Origin of the sequence: Pseudomonas sp. PSPC2-3 (assembly GCF_049898265.1) — a bacterium.
Lineage (GTDB): Bacteria > Pseudomonadota > Gammaproteobacteria > Pseudomonadales > Pseudomonadaceae > Aquipseudomonas > Aquipseudomonas veronii.
On sequence record NZ_JAFCXJ010000003.1, the window covers coordinates 94,536 to 112,051 of the forward strand.

Consider the following 17,516-nt stretch of genomic DNA (forward strand, 5'->3'; position numbering starts at 1 on the left):
CGGGGGGCGTCAATGAGGTCCAGACCATGAAACAAAAGCCGTTACCCCCATTGAACTGGCTGCGGGCATTCGAGGTGTCTGCCCGCTGTCTGAACTTTACCCACGCCGCCGAGGAACTGTTTTTGACCCAGGGCGCGGTCAGCCAGCAGATCCGCCAATTGGAAAGCCATCTGGGGGTGGCGCTGTTCAAGCGCTTGCCCCGTGGCTTGGGGCTGACCGAGGAAGGCCAAGCCTATCTGCCGGTGGTGCAGGATGCGATCACTCGGCTGGCGGTGGGGACCAACGAGATTTTCGGCCAACACAAACGCCGGCCGATCAAGGTGCGTGGCAGCCTGGCGTTTTTCGTACATTGGCTGGCGCCCAAATTGGTCGACTTTCGTCAGGCTCATCCCCATGTCTACATCCGCTATATCAGCAACATTTGGGTCAAGGAGTTGGATGGCGAAGACGATATGGAAATTCGTTGGGGTCATGGTCAATGGCCCGGCCTGGTCTCGCAACGCCTGACCTGGGACACCTTGTTTCCGGTCTGCTCGCCCGCCCTGATGGCGCGCTCGCCGCTGAAGGTCGCGGCCGACGTGGCTCACCATCCGTTGCTGCACGTTCTGGGTTACGAAGAGGGCTGGGGTTACTGGTTGAACATGGTCGGAGCGGACACCGTCGATTCGTCGACCGGCATGCAGTTCGACACGCTGATCTGCACCTTGCGCATGGCCGAGTTGGGGCAGGGGATTGCCCTGGCCCGCTCCTCGATGGTCGACGAGATGCTCCAGGACGGGCGTCTGGTTGAACCCTTCGCCCAGCGCATCGAAGCCAGCGAATCGTTTTATCTGGTACGCGGTTCGGGGGCCGACCAGCATCCCGACGCGGTCATGTTTTCTACCTGGCTGGTCGAGCAGGCACATCGTTACAAATGAATGGCCGGAGTCAACCATGCACTATGTGAGTACGCGAAGTTCGGCCATGCAGGTCGATTTCGAAAAGGTCGTGTTATCCGGTATTGCCGAGGACGGCGGACTGTTCGTGCCCTTCGAGTTGCCGCTGTTCGAACCCCAGGACATGGCCAATTGGTCGATCTTGCCGTATGACGAACTGGCCTATCGGGTCATGAGTCCGTTTGTGGGTGGGGCCATCCCTGAGGTGGATCTCAAGCGCATGCTCAAAGAGGCGAGCAGCCGCTTCAGTCATCGCTCCGTGGCGCCCTTGCATCAGGTCGACCGCAACGAGTGGGTGCTGGAGCTGTTCCACGGACCTACCCGTTCCTCGAAGGATTTTGCCGCCCAGTTGCAGGCGCAGTTGGTGCAGTATTTTCTGCACAAACGCCAGCGACGCGCGGTGGTGCTCGGGGCTACCAACGGTGATACCGGGCTGGCGGCCATCGAGGCGTTCAAGCACTGTAACGACACCGTCGTGGTGGTGCTCTATCCGGCATCCGGCGTACCACAGAATCAGTTGCAGCATCTGCAGGCGGTGGCTCACCCGAATGTCCACACGTTCGCGGTCAACGGTAGCTTCGATGAGTGCCAGACCATCGTGAACCGGCTGTTCCGGCAGTGGCCATGCACGCAGCACGAGGCAGTCAGTTTCAACTCCAGCAACTGGGTCAGTGTGTTGGCGCAACTGGTGTTTTATTTCCACGCCGTGCTGCAACTGGGAGGCGCTCAGCGTCTGATTGGTTTCAGCGTGCCCGCCGCGAGTTTTGCCGAGGTATATGCCGGTTACATTGCGCAGAAAATGGGCCTGCCGATCACCCAGATGATCGTTGCGACCAATCAGAACGACGCATTGCATCAGTTGTTTCTGAAGAACCACTACTCCAGGTTGCGAACCAACAAGACGTTGTCGCCGGCCATGGACCTGTCGATTTTTTCCAACCTTGAACGTTTCCTCTGGGAGCTTTACGGGCATGACGATCAGGCGGTGAGCGCGCTGATGGCAGCGTTCGAATCCAGCGGCGAGATGACCATCGCCAACGAGTTCTGGTTGCAGGCGCGGATGATCATCGACTCCTACGCGGTCAGCGATGACGAAACCCTGCAGGAAATGACCTCGCTGTACCGTGACACCGGTTACGTCATTGATCCTCACACCGCCACCGGCGTCCTGGCAGCTCGACTGTACCGCCGCAGCCTGGTCGCGCCGATGGTCACCCTGGGGGAAATCTCACCGGCCAAATCTACCGTGCTGCTCGGCGAGCTGGGGATCGGTGCGCCGGCGCAACACAGCCCGCTCGCGGAGCAGGGATCGGCACAGCATTACCGGATTCAACCGGACGACCTCGACACCATCCATCAGCTGCTCGGCGCGCTGTGATGGCGTTGCCGCAGGAGGTCAAGTGAAGCGCATTCTGGACCCGCTCGATGAACGTATCATCGCTGAGCTGCGGCTCAATGCCCGGGCGGCCCACGCCGAGCTGGCGACCAAGGTCAATCTGTCGCGCAATGCCGTGCGCCAACGGATCGAACGGCTCGAGCGCGACGGTGCGATACAGGGGTATACGGTGCGAACGGGGGAGGGGCGACAAGCCTCTTCGAGCATCAATGCGGTGATTTTTGTCTATCGCTACGACCGCATGCGCGGCGCGGATGTGCTGCAGGCTTTGCGGGCAATACCGGAAGTCATCGAGTGCGATGTCATGAGCGGCGAGTTCGACCTGATGCTGCGCGTCGGCGCTGCGAGCCCGGAGCGGGTGCATAAGGTCTGGAATGAAATCTCCGCGCTGCCGGGCGTGGAAAACACGGTGACTTCATTCGTTTTATCGTCTGTTGTCTAGCCGGTTTTTTGCTGTGAAAAAGTCAACTTCGGTTGGCTTTTTTTATGCCCGGACGCTTTGCCCAGGCACTGGTCAAAACGCCCATGAAATAGAGCAAATTGGCATATTTCACTGCCCAGGACGTGTCCCTAATCTAGTGCCCAACAACCCATCACCCAGATCAAGGACAATAAAAATGACTGAATACAAACTGGCGCTGGTCGGCTTCGGTGGTGTCAACCGGGCGCTGGCCCAGCTGATTGCCGAGCGTAACGACAGTTGGAAAAACGAACTGGGTTTTACCCTGAAAATCGTCGGCGTCACTGATCTGTTCCTCGGTTCGGTGATCGGTCGCGACGGGTTGGATGCCGCGTTGCTGGCCAATCTTCCAGCGGTCAAGGGCGCTTTCGCGCAACTGCCGGGGGGCGAAGCCGTAGCCCTCAACGAAGCGGTGATCAAGGCGTCCGGTGCGGACATCATTGCCGAAGCGACCTTTACCAACCCGGTGGATGGTGAGCCGGCTACTTCGTTCTGCCGCTGGGCGCTGGAGAACGGCAAACATGTGGTCACCACCAACAAGGGACCGATTGCCCTGCACGGTGGCGAGCTGAAAGACCTGGCCCAGCGCAATAACGTCGTCTTTGAATACGAAGGTTCGGTGATGAGCGGCACACCGGTGATCCGCCTGGCCAGGCAGTTGCTGGCGGGCAGTTCGGTTGTCGGTTTCGAGGGGATTCTCAACGGCACGTCCAACTTCGTCCTGACCCGCATGGAAGGCGGCCTGGGTTTCGCCGAGGCGGTCAGTGAGGCGCAGGCATTGGGGTATGCCGAAGCCGACCCAACGGCGGACGTCGAGGGGCATGATGTACGTCTGAAGGTGGTGATTCTGGCCAACGAGTTGCTGGACGCCAAGCTGAACGTCAACGATGTCAGTTGCAGCGGTATTTCCTCACTCGGCCTTGGCGACATCGAAAAAGCCCGGCAGGACGGAGCACGCTGGAGGCTTATCGGCGCGGCCACGCGTCATGCCGATGGTTCGGTCAGTGCCAGTGTCGAGCCGCGCCTGTTGAACCATGATCATCCGCTGGCCGGTATCTGCGGCGCCACCAATGCCGTGTCGTTCGCCACCGATCTGCTCGGCGCTGTGACGGTTTCGGGGCCGGGAGCTGGGCGCACGGAAACAGCGTTTGCGTTGCTGTCGGACATCATCAGCATCCATCAGTCTGTTGCGCACAACTAGGAGAACGCCTGTGAAACTATCGAGTCTTGCGCTGGCTGCCGTGGCGCCGCACATCGAAGTCTTCAACCCCTTTGACGGGACTGTTATCGGGACCGTAGCGGATGTTTGTGCATCGCAGGTGCCGCAGTTGCTGGTGCAGGGTCGCAGCGGTGCGCAAGCCTGCGCCGAACTGCCGCGTCATCGTCGGGCACGCATTCTCGAACAGGCCGCCTTGCACATCGAACGCGATGCCCCGGCATTTGCCCGGCTGATTGTCGACGAAGCCGGCAAGACCCTCAAACAGGCGGAAAAAGAGGTCAAACGCTGCGTCAACACCCTCAAGCTTTCTGCCGAAGAGGCCAGGCGCAATGCCGGGGAAGTGGTGCCTTTCGATGCCTATGAGGGCTCCGAGTCGCGCCAGGGCTGGTTCTCCCGCGAGCCGCTGGGCCTGATCGTCGCGATCACCCCGTACAACGATCCATTGAATCTGGTGGCGCACAAGCTCGGTCCGGCCATTGCCGGCGGCAACGCGGTGATTCTCAAACCGTCTGAGCTGGCGCCGTTGTCGGCCATCAAATTGGTCTCGTGTCTGGTTAAGGCCGGGTTGCCCGAGTCGGTGGTCACCGTCGCCACCGGCGGCGCGGAACTGGGCAAGGCCTTGGTCGCCTCCCGTGAGGTGCGGATGATTTCCTTTACTGGCGGCTTCGTCACCGGCGAGCAGATTGCCCGCACGGCCGGCCTGAAGAAGCTCGCCATGGACTTGGGCGGCAATGCGCCGGTGATCGTCATGGCGGACTGCAACCTTGCGGCCGCCGTCGACAGTTGTCTGTCCGGGGCCTTCTGGGCGGCGGGACAGAACTGCATCGGCACTCAGCGCCTGCTGATCCAGGCGTCGATCTACGCGCGTTTTCGCGAGCACTTCGTCAGCCTGGCGCAGAAACTGGTGACCGGAGACCCATTGCTTGCCAGCACCGACATCGGCCCGATGATTACCCCCCAAGCGGCGCAGAAGGCCGAGCAGGTGGTCAACGAAGCGTTGGAGGAGGGCGCCAGGTTACTTTGCGGCCACCGGCGCGGGGGCTCGTGCTACGCCGCGACCGTGCTGGAAAACGTCGATCATGCCAGTCGCCTGTGGCGCAACGAAGTGTTTGCCCCAGTGGTCGTGTTGCAGCCTTTCGAAACCTTCGATGAGGCCATCTCGTTGGCCAATGAACCCGATTACAGCCTGCACGCGGGTATCTTCACCAATGATCTGGCGACGGCGATGAGTGCGGCGCGGCGGATCGAGGCGGGTGGCGTGATGATCAACGATTCGTCCGACTATCGTTTCGATGCCATGCCGTTTGGCGGCTCCAAGTACGGCAGCCTCGGGCGGGAAGGGGTGCGCTTTGCCTATGAGGAAATGACCCAGCCCAAGGTGGTGTGTCTGAACACCCTGGGTTAAGCGATTCAAGGCAAATTAAATCAGGTCGTTTGGCATTGGGAAGGTCTGGTCACCCGCCCAATGCCTTTTTCTAGCGTTAGCCATGCATTTATTGCCGAGAGTTCAGATCGAATGGCTCGCATGCCTTCAAAGCGCCCACAAAAAAGCCGCGAATAAACGCGGCTTCTTTGATTCCGACAACGCTTACACGTTGAAGCGGAAGTGCATCACATCGCCGTCCTTGACGATATATTCCTTACCTTCCAGGCGCCATTTACCGGCTTCCTTGGCACCGGCTTCACCCTTGTACTGGATGAAGTCGTTGTAGGCGATCACTTCGGCGCGGATAAAGCCTTTTTCGAAGTCGGTGTGGATCACGCCGGCGGCCTGTGGCGCGGTGGCGCCGACCTTGACGGTCCAGGCGCGGACTTCTTCGACACCGGCGGTGAAGTAGGTCTGCAGGTTGAGCATTTCGTAACCGGCGCGGATCACGCGATTCAGGCCAGGCTCTTCCAGGCCCAGGGCCTCGAGGAACATGTCTTTTTCTTCGCCGTCATCGAGCTCGGCGATTTCCGCTTCGATCTTGTTGCACACCGGAACCACGATCGCGCCTTCTTCGTCGGCGATGGCCTTGACCACGTCGAGCAGCGGGTTGTTCTCGAAGCCGTCTTCGGCGACGTTGGCGATGTACATCACCGGCTTGGTGGTCAGCAGGTGGAAGCCCTTGACCGCGGCCTTCTCGTCAGCACCCATGGTCTTCATCAGGCTGCGTGCCGGCTTGCCCAGGGTGAAGTGGGCGATCAGCTGCTCCAGCAGGCCTTTCTGGACCACGGCGTCCTTGTCGCCACCCTTGGCGTTACGCGCGACTTTCTGCAGTTGCTTCTCGCAGCTGTCGAGGTCGGCGAAGATCAGTTCCAGGTCGATGATCTCGATGTCGCGTTTCGGGTCGACGCTGTTGGAGACGTGAATCACGTTCTCGTCTTCAAAGCAGCGGACCACGTGGGCGATGGCATCGGTTTCGCGGATGTTGGCCAGGAACTTGTTGCCCAGGCCTTCACCTTTCGACGCACCGGCCACCAGGCCGGCGATGTCGACGAATTCCATGGTGGTCGGCAGGATGCGCTTGGGGTTGACGATCACCGCCAGGGCGTCCAGGCGTGGGTCCGGCATCGGCACGATACCGCTGTTGGGTTCGATGGTGCAGAAGGGGAAGTTCTCCGCCGCAATACCGGACTTGGTCAGCGCGTTGAACAGGGTGGATTTGCCGACGTTGGGCAGGCCGACGATGCCGCAATTGAATCCCATGGTGTTTCCCCTCGGAAAAGAGTCAGGCCTTCTGGCTGTGCAGGTTTTTCATCGCGCGGTTCCATTCCCCGGCGAGGATATCCGGCAGCACGCCGAGGGCAAAGTCGATGCAGGCATCGAGTTTTTCCTGTTCGGCGCGTGGCGCACGACCCAGGACGAAATTTGAAACCATACTGGCAACGCCTGGGTGGCCAATGCCGAGCCGCAGACGGTAAAAGGTATTCTGATTGCCCAGCTGCGCGATGATGTCGCGCAGGCCATTGTGCCCGCCATGCCCGCCGCCTTGCTTGAGCTTGGCAACGCCGGGTGGCAGGTCCAGTTCGTCATGGGCCACCAGGATTTCTTCGGGTTTGATCCGGAAGAACCCCGCAAGCGCCGCGACAGCCTGGCCGCTGCGGTTCATGTAGGTGGTGGGAATCAACAGACGAACATCCTGACCCTGATGCGAAAAGCGTCCGGTCAGGCCGAAATACTTGCGATCGGCCACCAGGTTTACACCTTGGGCGTGGGCGATGCGCTCAACAAAAAGGGCCCCCGCGTTATGCCGGGTCTGTTCGTATTCTGCGCCTGGATTTCCCAGGCCAACGATCAGTTTAATGGCAGTCACGACAGGGGCCCTTCCTTTGGAGTTGTGGATAACAATGCCGACCTGAGTGCGGCGAAAGTGGACGACAAGGGATCATTTACTCAAGAGTAAACGTCGCGTTATCGCCCGCTTTCTCGCTACGTTTCGGTCCGCGATGTTTCCTCAAGCTCCGGCAATACAGAGTGAATTACTCTGCAGCGCCTTCTTCAGCTTCTGGAGCAACGCGTGGAGCGTGAACGTTGGCAACCGCTTTGTCATCACCGTGAACCAGTGCGACAAACTCAACGCCTTTAGGGGCTTTGAGGTCGGACAGGTGCAGGATTTCGCCGATTTCCAGAGCCGACAGGTCGACTTCGATGAACTCAGGCAGGTCTTTCGGCAGGCAGGTCACTTCGATCTCGGCAACAACGTGCGAAACTTCGCCGCCTTTTTTGATCGGAGCTTCTTCACCAACAAAGTGCACAGGCACGACGGCAGTCAGTTTCTGGCCGGCAACGACGCGAACGAAGTCAGCGTGCAGCACGTGGCCTTTAGCTGGGTGACGTTGCAGGGCCTTGATGATGACGTTCTGCTTGGTGCCGCCGACGTTCAGCGAAATGATGTGGCTGTAGGCCGCATCGTTTTCCAGCAGTTTGGCAACTTCTTTGGCCAGCATGCTGATGGATTCAGGGGCTTTGTCGCCACCGTAAACTACAGCTGGAACCAGGCTTGCGAGACGACGCAGGCGGCGGCTCGCACCTTTCCCCAGGTCGGAACGCACTTCAGCATTCAGAATAAATTCGTTCATGTTGTATCTCCAAAATAACCACATTCGCCCCAGCGTTTGCGACCAGCGCTAAAGGCGATATGGGCAAAAAAGCCCCGCCCCGACAATATGCCGGGGCGGGGCGCTTTTCGTCAGTGAGGTGATCCGAAGGTTTGACCCTTAACGGAACATCGCGCTGATCGATTCTTCGTTGCTGATGCGGCGAACCGCTTCGGCAACTACCGGTGCGATATCCAGTTGGCGGATACGCGGACAGGCTTGAGCTGCAGCGGACAACGGGATGGTGTTGGTCACCACCAGTTCGTCCAGCATTGAGTTCTCGATGTTCTCGATCGCTCGGCCCGACAGCACAGGGTGTGTGCAGTAGGCGAAGACTTTTGCCGCACCGTGCTCTTTCAAGGCTTTCGCCGCGTGGCACAGGGTGCCGGCGGTGTCGACCATGTCATCAACCAGAATACAGGTACGCCCTTCGACATCACCGATGATATGCATCACTTCAGAGTGATTGGCTTTCTCGCGGCGTTTGTCGATGATCCCGAGATCAACGCCCAGGGATTTGGCGACAGCCCGTGCACGCACGACGCCACCAATGTCCGGGGACACGATCATCAGGTTTTCAAAGCGCTGGTCTTCGATGTCATCCACCAATACGGGGGAGCCGTAGATGTTATCTACCGGAATATCGAAGAACCCCTGGATTTGGTCAGCGTGCAGGTCAACCGTGAGAACACGGTCGATGCCTACCACGGTGAGCATGTCAGCCACGACTTTCGCGCTGATAGCCACACGTGCGGAACGCGGACGGCGATCCTGACGGGCATAACCAAAGTAAGGGATTACAGCTGTGATTCGAGTCGCTGAGGAGCGGCGGAAGGCATCAGCCATCACGACGAGTTCCATCAGGTTATCGTTGGTCGGAGCGCAGGTCGGCTGGATAATGAAGACGTCTTTACCGCGGACGTTTTCATTGATCTCGGCGGTAATTTCGCCGTCGGAGAATTTACCGACAGAGATGTCACCGAGAGGGATATGCAGCTGACGAACAACACGTCGAGCCAGATCGGGGTTGGCGTTCCCCGTAAAGACCATCATCTTGGACACGCGCAGTACCTAGAGGCTGAGGGTAACCTGGATGAGTAAAGGAAAATGGCAGGGGCGGCTGGATTCGAACCAACGCATGGCAGGATCAAAACCTGCTGCCTTACCGCTTGGCGACGCCCCTGTATCTGTTGCAACGAGTACCCAGTACTCGGTTCCTTTTAGAGCAGACTTTGCAGCTTGCGATGCAACATCGAAACGTTGCTTCCTTTCGCTACAAACCCTGTAAGGGTCTCTGTAAGAAGGGCCGAGACTTTATCAGCTTCAGCTTTGTTTGGGAAGCCCCCAAACACACAACTTCCAGTGCCGGTTAATTTTGCTTCGGTAAATTTACCTAACAAATTCAAAGCGTTACGTACTTCTGGATAACGCCTTGCTACAACCGGTAAGCAGTCATTTCGACTGTTTCCCTTGGGAACGGGGCGCACTTTAATGGGAGGAGAGTTACGTGTCAACAGTGGATCTGAAAAAATTTCTGCTGTACTTACAGATACTTGCGGGACAAGCACGACATACCAAGGCTCTTCGGGGTTTTCCGGGGTGAGTTTTTCTCCCACGCCCTCGGCAAAAGCCGCGTGCCCACGCACGAAAACCGGGACGTCGGCGCCCAGTGTCAGGCCCAGTGCGGCCAAGCGATCGAGGTCCCAGCCGAGCTTCCACAAGTGGTTCAGGCCCAGCAGTGTGGTCGCGGCATTCGAGCTGCCGCCACCGATGCCGCCGCCCATGGGCAGGATTTTATCGATCCAGATGTCGATGCCCAGGGCGCAACCCGATTGCGCCTGAAGTTTTTTCGCGGCCTTCACGATCAGGTTGCTGTCGTGGGGCACCCCTTCGAATTCGGTGTGCAGTCGGATCACGCCATCGTCGCGCACGGCGAATGTCAGTTCATCGCCGTAGTCGAGAAATTGAAACAGCGTCTGCAACTCGTGGTAGCCGTCTTCGCGGCGTCCCAGGATGTGCAGCATCAGATTGAGTTTGGCCGGGGAGGGCAGGGTCAGTTTCTCTACGGTCACGTTATTGCCCCAGCTTGCGTGGTTGCCAGTCCTTGATCACCAGCGTGATATCAAGGTCGGTGCCGTGCAGTTTGATCCGCTCGGGCAGCCAATAACCGCTCTGTTGCACGTAGCTCAGGTATTCGACCTGCCAGCCGTCCTGCTCCAGGGAAGCCAGGCGGCTGTCGCCATTGAGGCTCAGGCGGCTTTTGCTGTCGGGGGCGGGCAAGCCGCGTACCCACCAGACCAGGTGCGACACCGGCAGTTTCCAGCCGATCTGCTCTTCCAGCAGCGCCTCCGGGGAGACGGCTTCGTAGCGACCCTGGTTGGCCACTTCGAGGCTGACTTGCCCCGGTCGGCCGGTCAGGCGGGCGGCGCCGCGCCCCAATGGGCCGGACAGGCGGATATCGAAGTAGTCCTGGCGTTGCAGCCAGAACAAGGTGCCGCTGCCGGAATCTTTCGGCGCGCGTACCCCGACTTTTCCTTCGATCTGCCAGCCATCGATGCTGCTGAGCTGGGCCTTGTGCTGTTTCCATTGCGCCGGGTTGCCCTGGCCCTCAACGGATTCGCGGGCACCGAAGCCCGCGCAACCGGCGAGCAAGGCGATGAAGCTGAAAACGATAAAGTGGCGCAAGAACATAAACTTAAAGGGTCTCGGAACCGGTCAGGCGCTTGATGGTGCCGCGCAGGATGGGGCTTTCGGGTTGTTCCTTGAGGAACTTTTCCCAGATTTGTCGGGCTTCGCGCTGTTTGCCATTGGCCCAGAGCACTTCGCCCAGGTGGGCGGCGACTTCCTGGTCGGGGAAGCGCTCCAGCGCCTGGCGCAGCAGGCGCTCAGCCTCGTCCAGGTTGCCCAGACGGTAGTTCACCCAGCCCAGGCTGTCGAGTACGGCCGGGTCTTCCGGGTTGAGCTTGTGGGCCTGTTCGATCAGCACCTTGGCTTCGGCGTAACGCGTGGTGCGGTCGGACAGGGTGTAGCCCAGGGCATTGAGCGCCATGGCGTTGTCCGGGTCGCGCTTGATGATCAGGCGCAGGTCTTTTTCCATCTGCGCCAGGTCATTGCGTTTTTCCGCCTGCATCGCACGGGTGTAGAGCAGGTTCAGGTCGTCGGGGTATTGCAGCAAGGCTTGTTGCAAGACTTTCCAGGCGCGCTCGGCCTGATTGTTGGCCGACAAGGTTTCGGCCTGGATCAGGTACAGCTGGATCGCGTAGTCCGGTTCCGCCTCGCGCGCCGCGACCAGGCGTTTTTCCGCCTCGTCGGTGCGCCCGTTGCTCATCAGGATGTCGGCCTGGCGCAACTGGGCGGGCAGGTAGTCGTTGCCGGGGCCGACCTTGGCGTATTCGAGCAGGGCGGCCTGGGGGTCGTTGTTTTCTTCGGCGATGCGGCCGAGGTTCAGGTGCGCCGAGTCCACATGGCTTTCGCGCTCGATCAACTCTTCCAGATAGCCCTTGGCCTCGTCCCAGGCCTTGGCTTCCAGGCACACCAGCGCCAGGGAGTAGCGCAATTCGTCATCGTCCGGGTATTGCTGGACCAGGTTGGCGAACTGCACTTTGGCGTCCTCCATGCGGTCCTGCTCCACCAGCGTGCGCGCGTAAGTCAGGCGCAGGCGCTTGTCTTCCGGGTACTTCTTGATGCTTTTTTCCAGCAGCGGAATCGCTTCCTTGCCGCGGTTGAGGTTCTGCAACAGGCGTGCGCGCAGCAGGATCGGCGCGATCTCGCCTTCTTCCGGTGGGTTCTGTTCCAGCAGCTTCAGCGCGGCTTCGGCTTCGTCGTCCTGTTGCAGCAGCAAGGCCTTGCCGAACACGAGCTGGCTGTTCTTCGGGTGTTTTTGCAGCAGGCGGTCGAAACTCTTCATCAGCCCGTTGCGCGTGTCCTGGTCGGTATCGGCCGCCGACAGCGCAAGAAAGTCGAAATGCGTGTCGCCCTTGCCCTGCAGGACTTTCTCCATATAGGTCATGGAGTCGTCGTAGCGCCCCGAGCGCGCCAATTGAATGGCTGCCGCCCGTTGTGCCTCCAGGTCGTCCGGCGCGTTTTTCGCCCAGATCAGCGAGGTGTCCAGCGCAGCCTGGTCGGCCCCCAGGTACTCGGCGATGCGAAACGCCCGCTCCGAGATGCCCGGATCTTGCGTATTGATGGCCTGGGTCACGTAATTATCCAGCGCAATATCGAAACGATTGCGCTGGCCGGCCAGTTCTGCGGTCAGCAGGCTGTACACCGTATCTTCAGTGAACGAGGAGTAAACCTTGGGCTTTTCAGGGGCTGGGGTGCTCTCTTCCACCGGCGGTGTACCGTCGGTCGACACGGGGGCCATGGCCTGGCAGCCGTTGAGGAAGACAAAAGCGAGGAGCAACGCGGAGGATCTATTCATATAGGAAGAGGACGACTAACCTGCGGTCGGATCATCATGACACAAGCCTTCGGCCAAACATAACCGAGTCTCAGTGGATGCCTTTATAGGCACAACGTATAGGGACAATAGACGACGGTGGTTGTTCTGAATCTATCGAAGTAGGACAATTGTCGGCTTCCCGACATCATCAGCGATATTGAATGGCCTTCCTCGCACTCGGTATTAACCACAAGACTGCCTCCGTAGACGTGCGCGAGCGCGTGGCGTTTACGCCTGAGCAGTTGGTTGAGGCCTTGCAGCAGCTCTGCCGACTCACCGACAGCCGCGAAGCTGCGATCCTTTCCACCTGCAATCGCAGCGAGCTTTATATAGAGCAGGAGCATCTTTCAGCGGATGTCGTGCTGCGCTGGCTGGCCGATTACCACCATTTGGACTTCAATGACCTGCGCGCGAGCGCTTATGTGCATGAGGACGATGCGGCAGTTCGTCACATGATGCGTGTGGCGTCCGGTCTCGATTCGCTGGTCCTGGGCGAGCCGCAGATCCTCGGCCAGATGAAATCCGCCTACGCCGTGGCGCGTGAGGCTGGCACCGTGGGGCCGCTGCTGGGGCGCCTGTTCCAGGCCACGTTCAATTCCGCCAAGCAGGTACGCACCGACACCGCCATCGGGGAAAACCCGGTGTCCGTGGCGTTTGCCGCCGTCAGCCTAGCCAAACAGATTTTCAGCGACTTGCAGCGCAGCCAGGCCTTGCTGATCGGTGCCGGCGAGACCATCACCCTGGTCGCCCGTCACCTGCACGACCTCGGCGTGAAGCGTATCGTGGTGGCCAACCGCACCCTGGAGCGTGCCAGCATCCTCGCCGAACAGTTCGGCGCCCACGCCGTGCTGCTGGCCGATATCCCGGCCGAGTTGGTGCGCAGCGACATCGTCATCAGTTCCACCGCCAGCCAGTTGCCGATCCTGGGTAAAGGCGCGGTAGAAAGCGCGCTGAAGCTGCGCAAGCACAAGCCGATCTTCATGGTGGATATTGCCGTTCCCCGGGATATCGAGCCTGAAGTCGGCGAGTTGGACGACGTTTACCTGTATAGCGTCGACGATCTGCACGAAGTGGTCGCCGAAAACCTCAAGAGCCGTCAGGGCGCAGCCCAGGCCGCCGAGGAAATGGTCAGCGTCGGCGCCGAAGACTTCATGGTGCGCCTGCGCGAACTGGCGGCGGTGGACGTGCTCAAGGCGTATCGTCAACAGGGCGAACGCCTGCGCGACGAGGAGTTGAGCAAGGCCCAGCGCTTATTGGCCAATGGCGGCAACGCCGAAGACGTGCTGATGCAACTGGCCCGCGGCTTGACCAACAAGTTGCTGCACGCTCCCAGCGTACAACTGAAAAAACTCACTGCCGAAGGCCGCCTCGATGCGCTGGCCATGGCGCAGGAACTCTTTGCCCTCGGTGAGGGCGCGTCAGATAGCTCTTCGGATAAAAAACCGTAATGAAAGCGTCACTGCTCAACAAACTGGACGTGCTCCAGGACCGTTTCGAAGAACTGACTGCGTTGCTCGGCGACGGCGAGGTCATCTCCGATCAGGCCAAGTTCCGCGCTTATTCCAAGGAATACGCCGAAGTTGAGCCCATTGTGCTCACCTATCAGAACCTGTTGAAAGTACAGGCCGACCTGGAGGGCGCCCAGGCCCTGCTCAAGGACAGCGACCCGGACATGCGTGAAATGGCCGTGGAAGAAGTCCGTGAAGCCAAAGACAAACTGGCCGAGCTCGAAGGCGACCTGCAACGCATGCTGCTGCCCAAGGACCCCAACGACGGGCGCAACGTCTTCCTCGAAATCCGCGCCGGCACCGGCGGCGACGAGGCGGCGATTTTCTCCGGCGACCTGTTCCGCATGTACTCGCGGTATGCCGAGCGGCGTGGCTGGCGCGTCGAGATCCTGTCCGAGAACGAAGGCGAACACGGCGGCTATAAAGAAGTCATCGCCCGCGTCGAAGGCGACAACGTGTACGGCAAGCTGAAATTCGAGTCCGGCGCGCACCGCGTGCAACGGGTGCCGGCCACCGAATCCCAAGGCCGTATCCACACCTCGGCGTGTACCGTGGCGGTGTTGCCCGAGCCGGACGAGCAGGAAGCCATCGAGATCAACCCGGCGGACCTGCGCGTCGACACCTACCGTTCATCCGGTGCCGGTGGTCAGCACATCAACAAGACCGACTCGGCGATCCGCATCACGCACTTGCCGTCGGGCATCGTGGTTGAATGCCAGGAAGAGCGTTCGCAGCACAAGAACCGGGCGCGGGCCATGTCCTGGCTGTCGGCCAAATTGAATGACCAGCAGACCAGCGCCGCCGCCAACGCGATTGCCAGTGAACGCAAACTGCTGGTGGGCTCGGGCGACCGTTCCGAGCGCATCCGCACCTACAACTTTGCCCAGGGCCGGGTCACCGACCACCGGGTCAACCTCACGCTCTACTCCCTGGACGAGATTCTCGCCGGTGGCATCGACGCGGTGATCGAGCCGTTGCTCGTCGAATACCAGGCCGACCAATTGGCGGCGATAGGTGAATAAATGACCATCATCGCCAGCCTGCTGCGCGCCGCCGACCTGCCCGACTCGCCCACCGCACGCCTGGACGTGGAGCTGTTGCTCGCGGCTGCCCTGGGCAAGTCCCGTAGCTACCTGCACACCTGGCCGGAAAAAATCGTCAGCAGCGAAGCCGCGCTGACCTTCGCCGATTACCTGCAACGCCGCCGCGCCGGTGAGCCGGTGGCCTACATCCTCGGCCAGCAAGGTTTCTGGAAGCTGGACCTGGAAGTCGCGCCCCACACGCTGATCCCGCGCCCGGACACCGAACTGCTGGTCGAGGCGGCCCTGGAATTGTTGCCCGCCACGCCGGCCAAGGTGCTCGACCTCGGCACCGGCAGCGGCGCCATCGCCCTGGCCCTGGCCAGCGAGCGCCCGGCCTGGCACGTCACCGCCGTCGACCGCGTACTCGAAGCCGTGGCCCTGGCCGAACGCAATCGCCAGCGCCTGAACCTGCACAATGCCACTGTGCTCAACAGTCATTGGTTCAGCGCGTTGCAAGGCCACACCTACGACCTGATCATCAGCAACCCGCCCTACATCGCCGCCAACGATCCGCACCTGGCGGCTGGCGACGTGCGTTTTGAGCCGGCCAGCGCGCTGGTGGCGGGCCATGATGGGTTGGACGACCTGCGGCTGATCATCGCCGAGGCGCCGGCCCACCTCAACGCGGGCGGTTGGTTGTTGCTGGAACACGGTTACGACCAGGCCGCGGCGGTGCGTGACCTGCTGCTGAGTCAGGGCTTTGAAGGCGTCCACAGCCGCATCGACCTCGGCGGCCACGAACGCATCAGCCTGGGGCGCCGGCCATGCTGAGCGACCAGGAGCTGTTGCGCTATAGCCGACAGATTCTGTTGAAACAGGTCGACATCGACGGCCAATTGCGCCTGAAAAACGGTCGCGCCTTGATCGTCGGCCTCGGCGGCCTGGGCGCGCCGGTGGCGCTGTACCTGGCGGCGGCCGGGGTCGGCGAGTTGCATCTGGCGGATTTCGACACCGTCGACCTGACCAATCTGCAACGCCAGATCATCCATGACACGGACAGTGTCGGCCTGAGCAAGGTCGATTCGGCCATCCGCCGTCTGACCGCGCTCAACCCCGAGGTCAAACTGCTCACCCATCGCACTGCGCTGGATGCCGACTCCCTGGCCGCGGCAGTGGCGGCGGTGGATGTGGTGCTCGACTGCAGCGACAATTTTTCCACCCGCGAAGCGGTCAACGCCGCCTGCGTGGCCGCCGGCAAGCCGTTGGTCAGCGGCGCGGCGATCCGCCTGGATGGGCAATTGTCGGTGTTTGACCCGCGTCGCGCCGACAGCCCGTGCTACCACTGTTTATACGGGCACGGCAGCGACACCGAACTGACCTGCAGCGAAGCCGGCGTGGTCGGCCCGCTGGTCGGTCTGGTCGGCAGCCTGCAGGCCCTGGAAGCATTGAAGTTGCTCGCCGGTTTCGGTGAGCCCCTGGTCGGACGCTTGTTGCTGATCGATGCCTTGACCACGCGTTTCCGTGAGTTGCGCGTCAAGCGCGATCCCGGTTGCAGTGTGTGTGGGACGCAGCATGGTTAAGGATGCACCGATCGGTGTGTTCGACTCCGGTATCGGCGGGTTGACGGTGCTCGAGGAAATCCAGCAACTGTTGCCCCATGAGTCGCTGCTGTACGTCGCCGATTGCGGGTACATCCCCTACGGCGAGAAAACGCCGGCCTTTATTTGTGAGCGTTTACACCGGGTTGCGGCGTTTTTCCGCGAGCGCGGCGCCAAAGCCTTGGTGATTGCCTGCAACACAGCGACCGTTGCTGCCGTGGCCGACTTGCGCAAGAGCTACCCCGACTGGCCGCTGGTGGGGATGGAACCCGCCGTCAAACCCGCTACCGCTGCGACCCGCAGTGGCGTGGTCGGCGTACTCGCCACCACCGGCACCCTGCAGAGCGCCAAGTTCGCCGCGTTGCTCGACCGTTTCGCCACCGATGTGCGGGTGATCACCCGGCCGTGCCCAGGCCTGGTGGAACTGATTGAAACCGGCGACCTGGGCAGTCCGGCCCTGCGCCAGTTGTTGCAAAGCTATGTCGAACCGTTGCTCAGCGCCGGCTGCGACACCATCATCCTCGGTTGCACCCACTACCCCTTCCTCAAGCCGCTCCTGGCGCAGATGCTGCCCCCCGGCATCAGCCTGATCGACACCGGCGCCGCCGTGGCCCGCCAACTCAAGCGCCTGCTCGGCGAACGCGATCTGCTGGCCGCCGGCACTCCGGGCCCTGCCCAGTTCTGGACCAGCGGCGATGTGTGTCATCTAAGAAATATCCTACCGACACTATGGAAACATCCCGGAGTTGTGAGAAGCTTCGGCTCGTGAAAATTTCGTCAAAATTCGCCGTTAGACGCTGAATTTCTGACAGTGAGTCGGCTTCTATAAGCGAGATTTCCCTGTGTAAAAACCTATA

The 17,516-nt window shown here is 60.6% G+C and carries 17 protein-coding genes and 1 tRNA gene; 10 read left to right on the plus strand and 8 right to left on the minus strand.

Features of this window, described 5'->3' with window-relative positions:
- The first annotated feature begins 26 nt into the window (after window positions 1-26).
- The 5 genes from ACP7E3_RS07805 to ACP7E3_RS07825 all read left to right on the plus strand — a co-directional run bounded on the left by ACP7E3_RS07805 (window position 27) and on the right by ACP7E3_RS07825 (window position 5,415).
- Entirely contained in the window at window positions 27-917 is an 891-nt protein-coding gene (locus ACP7E3_RS07805; RefSeq protein WP_046384765.1) for a LysR substrate-binding domain-containing protein, read from the plus strand.
- Window positions 918-933: 16 nt separating this feature from the next.
- Window positions 934-2,313 carry a threonine synthase gene (gene thrC / locus ACP7E3_RS07810; RefSeq protein WP_046384764.1) on the plus strand — a complete coding sequence of 460 codons (1,380 nt, stop codon included), beginning with the start codon at window positions 934-936 and terminating at the stop codon, window positions 2,311-2,313.
- A 22-nt stretch (window positions 2,314-2,335) separates the two neighbouring features.
- Window positions 2,336-2,773, plus strand: a complete 438-nt coding sequence (locus tag ACP7E3_RS07815) for an Lrp/AsnC family transcriptional regulator (protein WP_046384763.1) — start codon at window positions 2,336-2,338, stop codon at window positions 2,771-2,773.
- 175 nt (window positions 2,774-2,948) lie between these two features.
- The gene (locus ACP7E3_RS07820) at window positions 2,949-3,992 is read left to right on the plus strand and encodes a homoserine dehydrogenase (protein WP_046384762.1); all 1,044 of its coding nucleotides are present in this window, start codon (window positions 2,949-2,951) and stop codon (window positions 3,990-3,992) included.
- Window positions 3,993-4,002: 10 nt separating this feature from the next.
- Window positions 4,003-5,415: an aldehyde dehydrogenase family protein gene (locus ACP7E3_RS07825; RefSeq protein ID WP_128191612.1), complete on the plus strand. Its 1,413-nt coding sequence runs from the start codon at window positions 4,003-4,005 to the stop codon at window positions 5,413-5,415.
- Between the two features lie 183 nt (window positions 5,416-5,598).
- Here the strand turns inward: ACP7E3_RS07825 and ychF are convergent, their stop codons facing one another.
- From ychF to ACP7E3_RS07865, 8 genes are all read right to left on the minus strand, one after another.
- On the minus strand, window positions 5,599-6,699 hold the full coding sequence (gene ychF, locus ACP7E3_RS07830; protein WP_046384760.1) for a redox-regulated ATPase YchF: 1,101 nt from the start codon (window positions 6,697-6,699) through the stop codon (window positions 5,599-5,601).
- Window positions 6,700-6,721: 22 nt separating this feature from the next.
- The gene (gene pth, locus ACP7E3_RS07835; protein WP_017844407.1) at window positions 6,722-7,306 is read right to left on the minus strand and encodes an aminoacyl-tRNA hydrolase; all 585 of its coding nucleotides are present in this window, start codon (window positions 7,304-7,306) and stop codon (window positions 6,722-6,724) included.
- A 166-nt stretch (window positions 7,307-7,472) separates the two neighbouring features.
- Window positions 7,473-8,072, minus strand: coding sequence for a 50S ribosomal protein L25/general stress protein Ctc (locus ACP7E3_RS07840; protein ID WP_017844406.1), 600 nt, complete (start codon window positions 8,070-8,072; stop codon window positions 7,473-7,475).
- 138 nt (window positions 8,073-8,210) lie between these two features.
- Window positions 8,211-9,152, minus strand: coding sequence for a ribose-phosphate pyrophosphokinase (locus tag ACP7E3_RS07845; protein ID WP_017844405.1), 942 nt, complete (start codon window positions 9,150-9,152; stop codon window positions 8,211-8,213).
- A gap of 46 nt (window positions 9,153-9,198) precedes the next feature.
- Window positions 9,199-9,273, minus strand: a tRNA-Gln gene (locus ACP7E3_RS07850).
- 37 nt (window positions 9,274-9,310) lie between these two features.
- Window positions 9,311-10,114, minus strand: coding sequence for a 4-(cytidine 5'-diphospho)-2-C-methyl-D-erythritol kinase (gene ispE / locus ACP7E3_RS07855; protein WP_186354582.1), 804 nt, complete (start codon window positions 10,112-10,114; stop codon window positions 9,311-9,313).
- Between the two features lie 49 nt (window positions 10,115-10,163).
- The gene (gene lolB, locus ACP7E3_RS07860; RefSeq protein WP_017844403.1) at window positions 10,164-10,781 is read right to left on the minus strand and encodes a lipoprotein insertase outer membrane protein LolB; all 618 of its coding nucleotides are present in this window, start codon (window positions 10,779-10,781) and stop codon (window positions 10,164-10,166) included.
- Between the two features lie 4 nt (window positions 10,782-10,785).
- On the minus strand, window positions 10,786-12,510 hold the full coding sequence (locus tag ACP7E3_RS07865; RefSeq protein WP_108525293.1) for a tetratricopeptide repeat protein: 1,725 nt from the start codon (window positions 12,508-12,510) through the stop codon (window positions 10,786-10,788).
- Between the two features lie 182 nt (window positions 12,511-12,692).
- Between ACP7E3_RS07865 and hemA the strand changes: the two genes are divergently transcribed.
- Genes hemA through murI form a run of 5 tightly spaced genes read left to right on the plus strand, consistent with a single transcriptional unit; the run spans window position 12,693 to window position 17,428 of the window.
- Window positions 12,693-13,979, plus strand: a complete 1,287-nt coding sequence (gene hemA, locus ACP7E3_RS07870) for a glutamyl-tRNA reductase (RefSeq protein WP_017844401.1) — start codon at window positions 12,693-12,695, stop codon at window positions 13,977-13,979.
- Window positions 13,979-15,061, plus strand: coding sequence for a peptide chain release factor 1 (prfA, locus tag ACP7E3_RS07875; RefSeq protein WP_017844400.1), 1,083 nt, complete (start codon window positions 13,979-13,981; stop codon window positions 15,059-15,061). The genes hemA and prfA overlap by 1 nt, the downstream gene beginning before the upstream one ends.
- Window positions 15,062-15,892, plus strand: coding sequence for a peptide chain release factor N(5)-glutamine methyltransferase (gene prmC / locus ACP7E3_RS07880; RefSeq protein WP_017844399.1), 831 nt, complete (start codon window positions 15,062-15,064; stop codon window positions 15,890-15,892).
- Window positions 15,886-16,641, plus strand: coding sequence for a molybdopterin-synthase adenylyltransferase MoeB (locus ACP7E3_RS07885; RefSeq protein WP_017844398.1), 756 nt, complete (start codon window positions 15,886-15,888; stop codon window positions 16,639-16,641). Before prmC ends, ACP7E3_RS07885 begins: the two co-directional genes overlap by 7 nt.
- Window positions 16,634-17,428, plus strand: coding sequence for a glutamate racemase (gene murI, locus ACP7E3_RS07890; RefSeq protein WP_046384756.1), 795 nt, complete (start codon window positions 16,634-16,636; stop codon window positions 17,426-17,428). The genes ACP7E3_RS07885 and murI overlap by 8 nt, the downstream gene beginning before the upstream one ends.
- The last annotated feature ends 88 nt before the right edge of the window (window positions 17,429-17,516 follow it).

What these genes read in the sequence shown, in the direction of transcription:
- ACP7E3_RS07805 (WP_046384765.1), top strand. Translation starts at nt 27, where the DNA reads ATGAAACAAAAGCCGTTACCCCCATTGAACTGGCTGCGGGCATTCGAG.
- thrC (WP_046384764.1), top strand. Translation starts at nt 934, where the DNA reads ATGCACTATGTGAGTACGCGAAGTTCGGCCATGCAGGTCGATTTCGAA.
- ACP7E3_RS07820 (WP_046384762.1), top strand. Translation starts at nt 2,949, where the DNA reads ATGACTGAATACAAACTGGCGCTGGTCGGCTTCGGTGGTGTCAACCGG.
- ychF (WP_046384760.1), bottom strand. Translation starts at nt 6,699, where the DNA reads ATGGGATTCAATTGCGGCATCGTCGGCCTGCCCAACGTCGGCAAATCC.
- ACP7E3_RS07840 (WP_017844406.1), bottom strand. Translation starts at nt 8,072, where the DNA reads ATGAACGAATTTATTCTGAATGCTGAAGTGCGTTCCGACCTGGGGAAA.
- ispE (WP_186354582.1), bottom strand. Translation starts at nt 10,114, where the DNA reads ATGCTGCACATCCTGGGACGCCGCGAAGACGGCTACCACGAGTTGCAG.
- lolB (WP_017844403.1), bottom strand. Translation starts at nt 10,781, where the DNA reads ATGTTCTTGCGCCACTTTATCGTTTTCAGCTTCATCGCCTTGCTCGCC.
- ACP7E3_RS07865 (WP_108525293.1), bottom strand. Translation starts at nt 12,510, where the DNA reads ATGAATAGATCCTCCGCGTTGCTCCTCGCTTTTGTCTTCCTCAACGGC.
- hemA (WP_017844401.1), top strand. Translation starts at nt 12,693, where the DNA reads ATGGCCTTCCTCGCACTCGGTATTAACCACAAGACTGCCTCCGTAGAC.
- prfA (WP_017844400.1), top strand. Translation starts at nt 13,979, where the DNA reads ATGAAAGCGTCACTGCTCAACAAACTGGACGTGCTCCAGGACCGTTTC.
- prmC (WP_017844399.1), top strand. Translation starts at nt 15,062, where the DNA reads ATGACCATCATCGCCAGCCTGCTGCGCGCCGCCGACCTGCCCGACTCG.
- ACP7E3_RS07885 (WP_017844398.1), top strand. Translation starts at nt 15,886, where the DNA reads ATGCTGAGCGACCAGGAGCTGTTGCGCTATAGCCGACAGATTCTGTTG.
- murI (WP_046384756.1), top strand. Translation starts at nt 16,634, where the DNA reads ATGGTTAAGGATGCACCGATCGGTGTGTTCGACTCCGGTATCGGCGGG.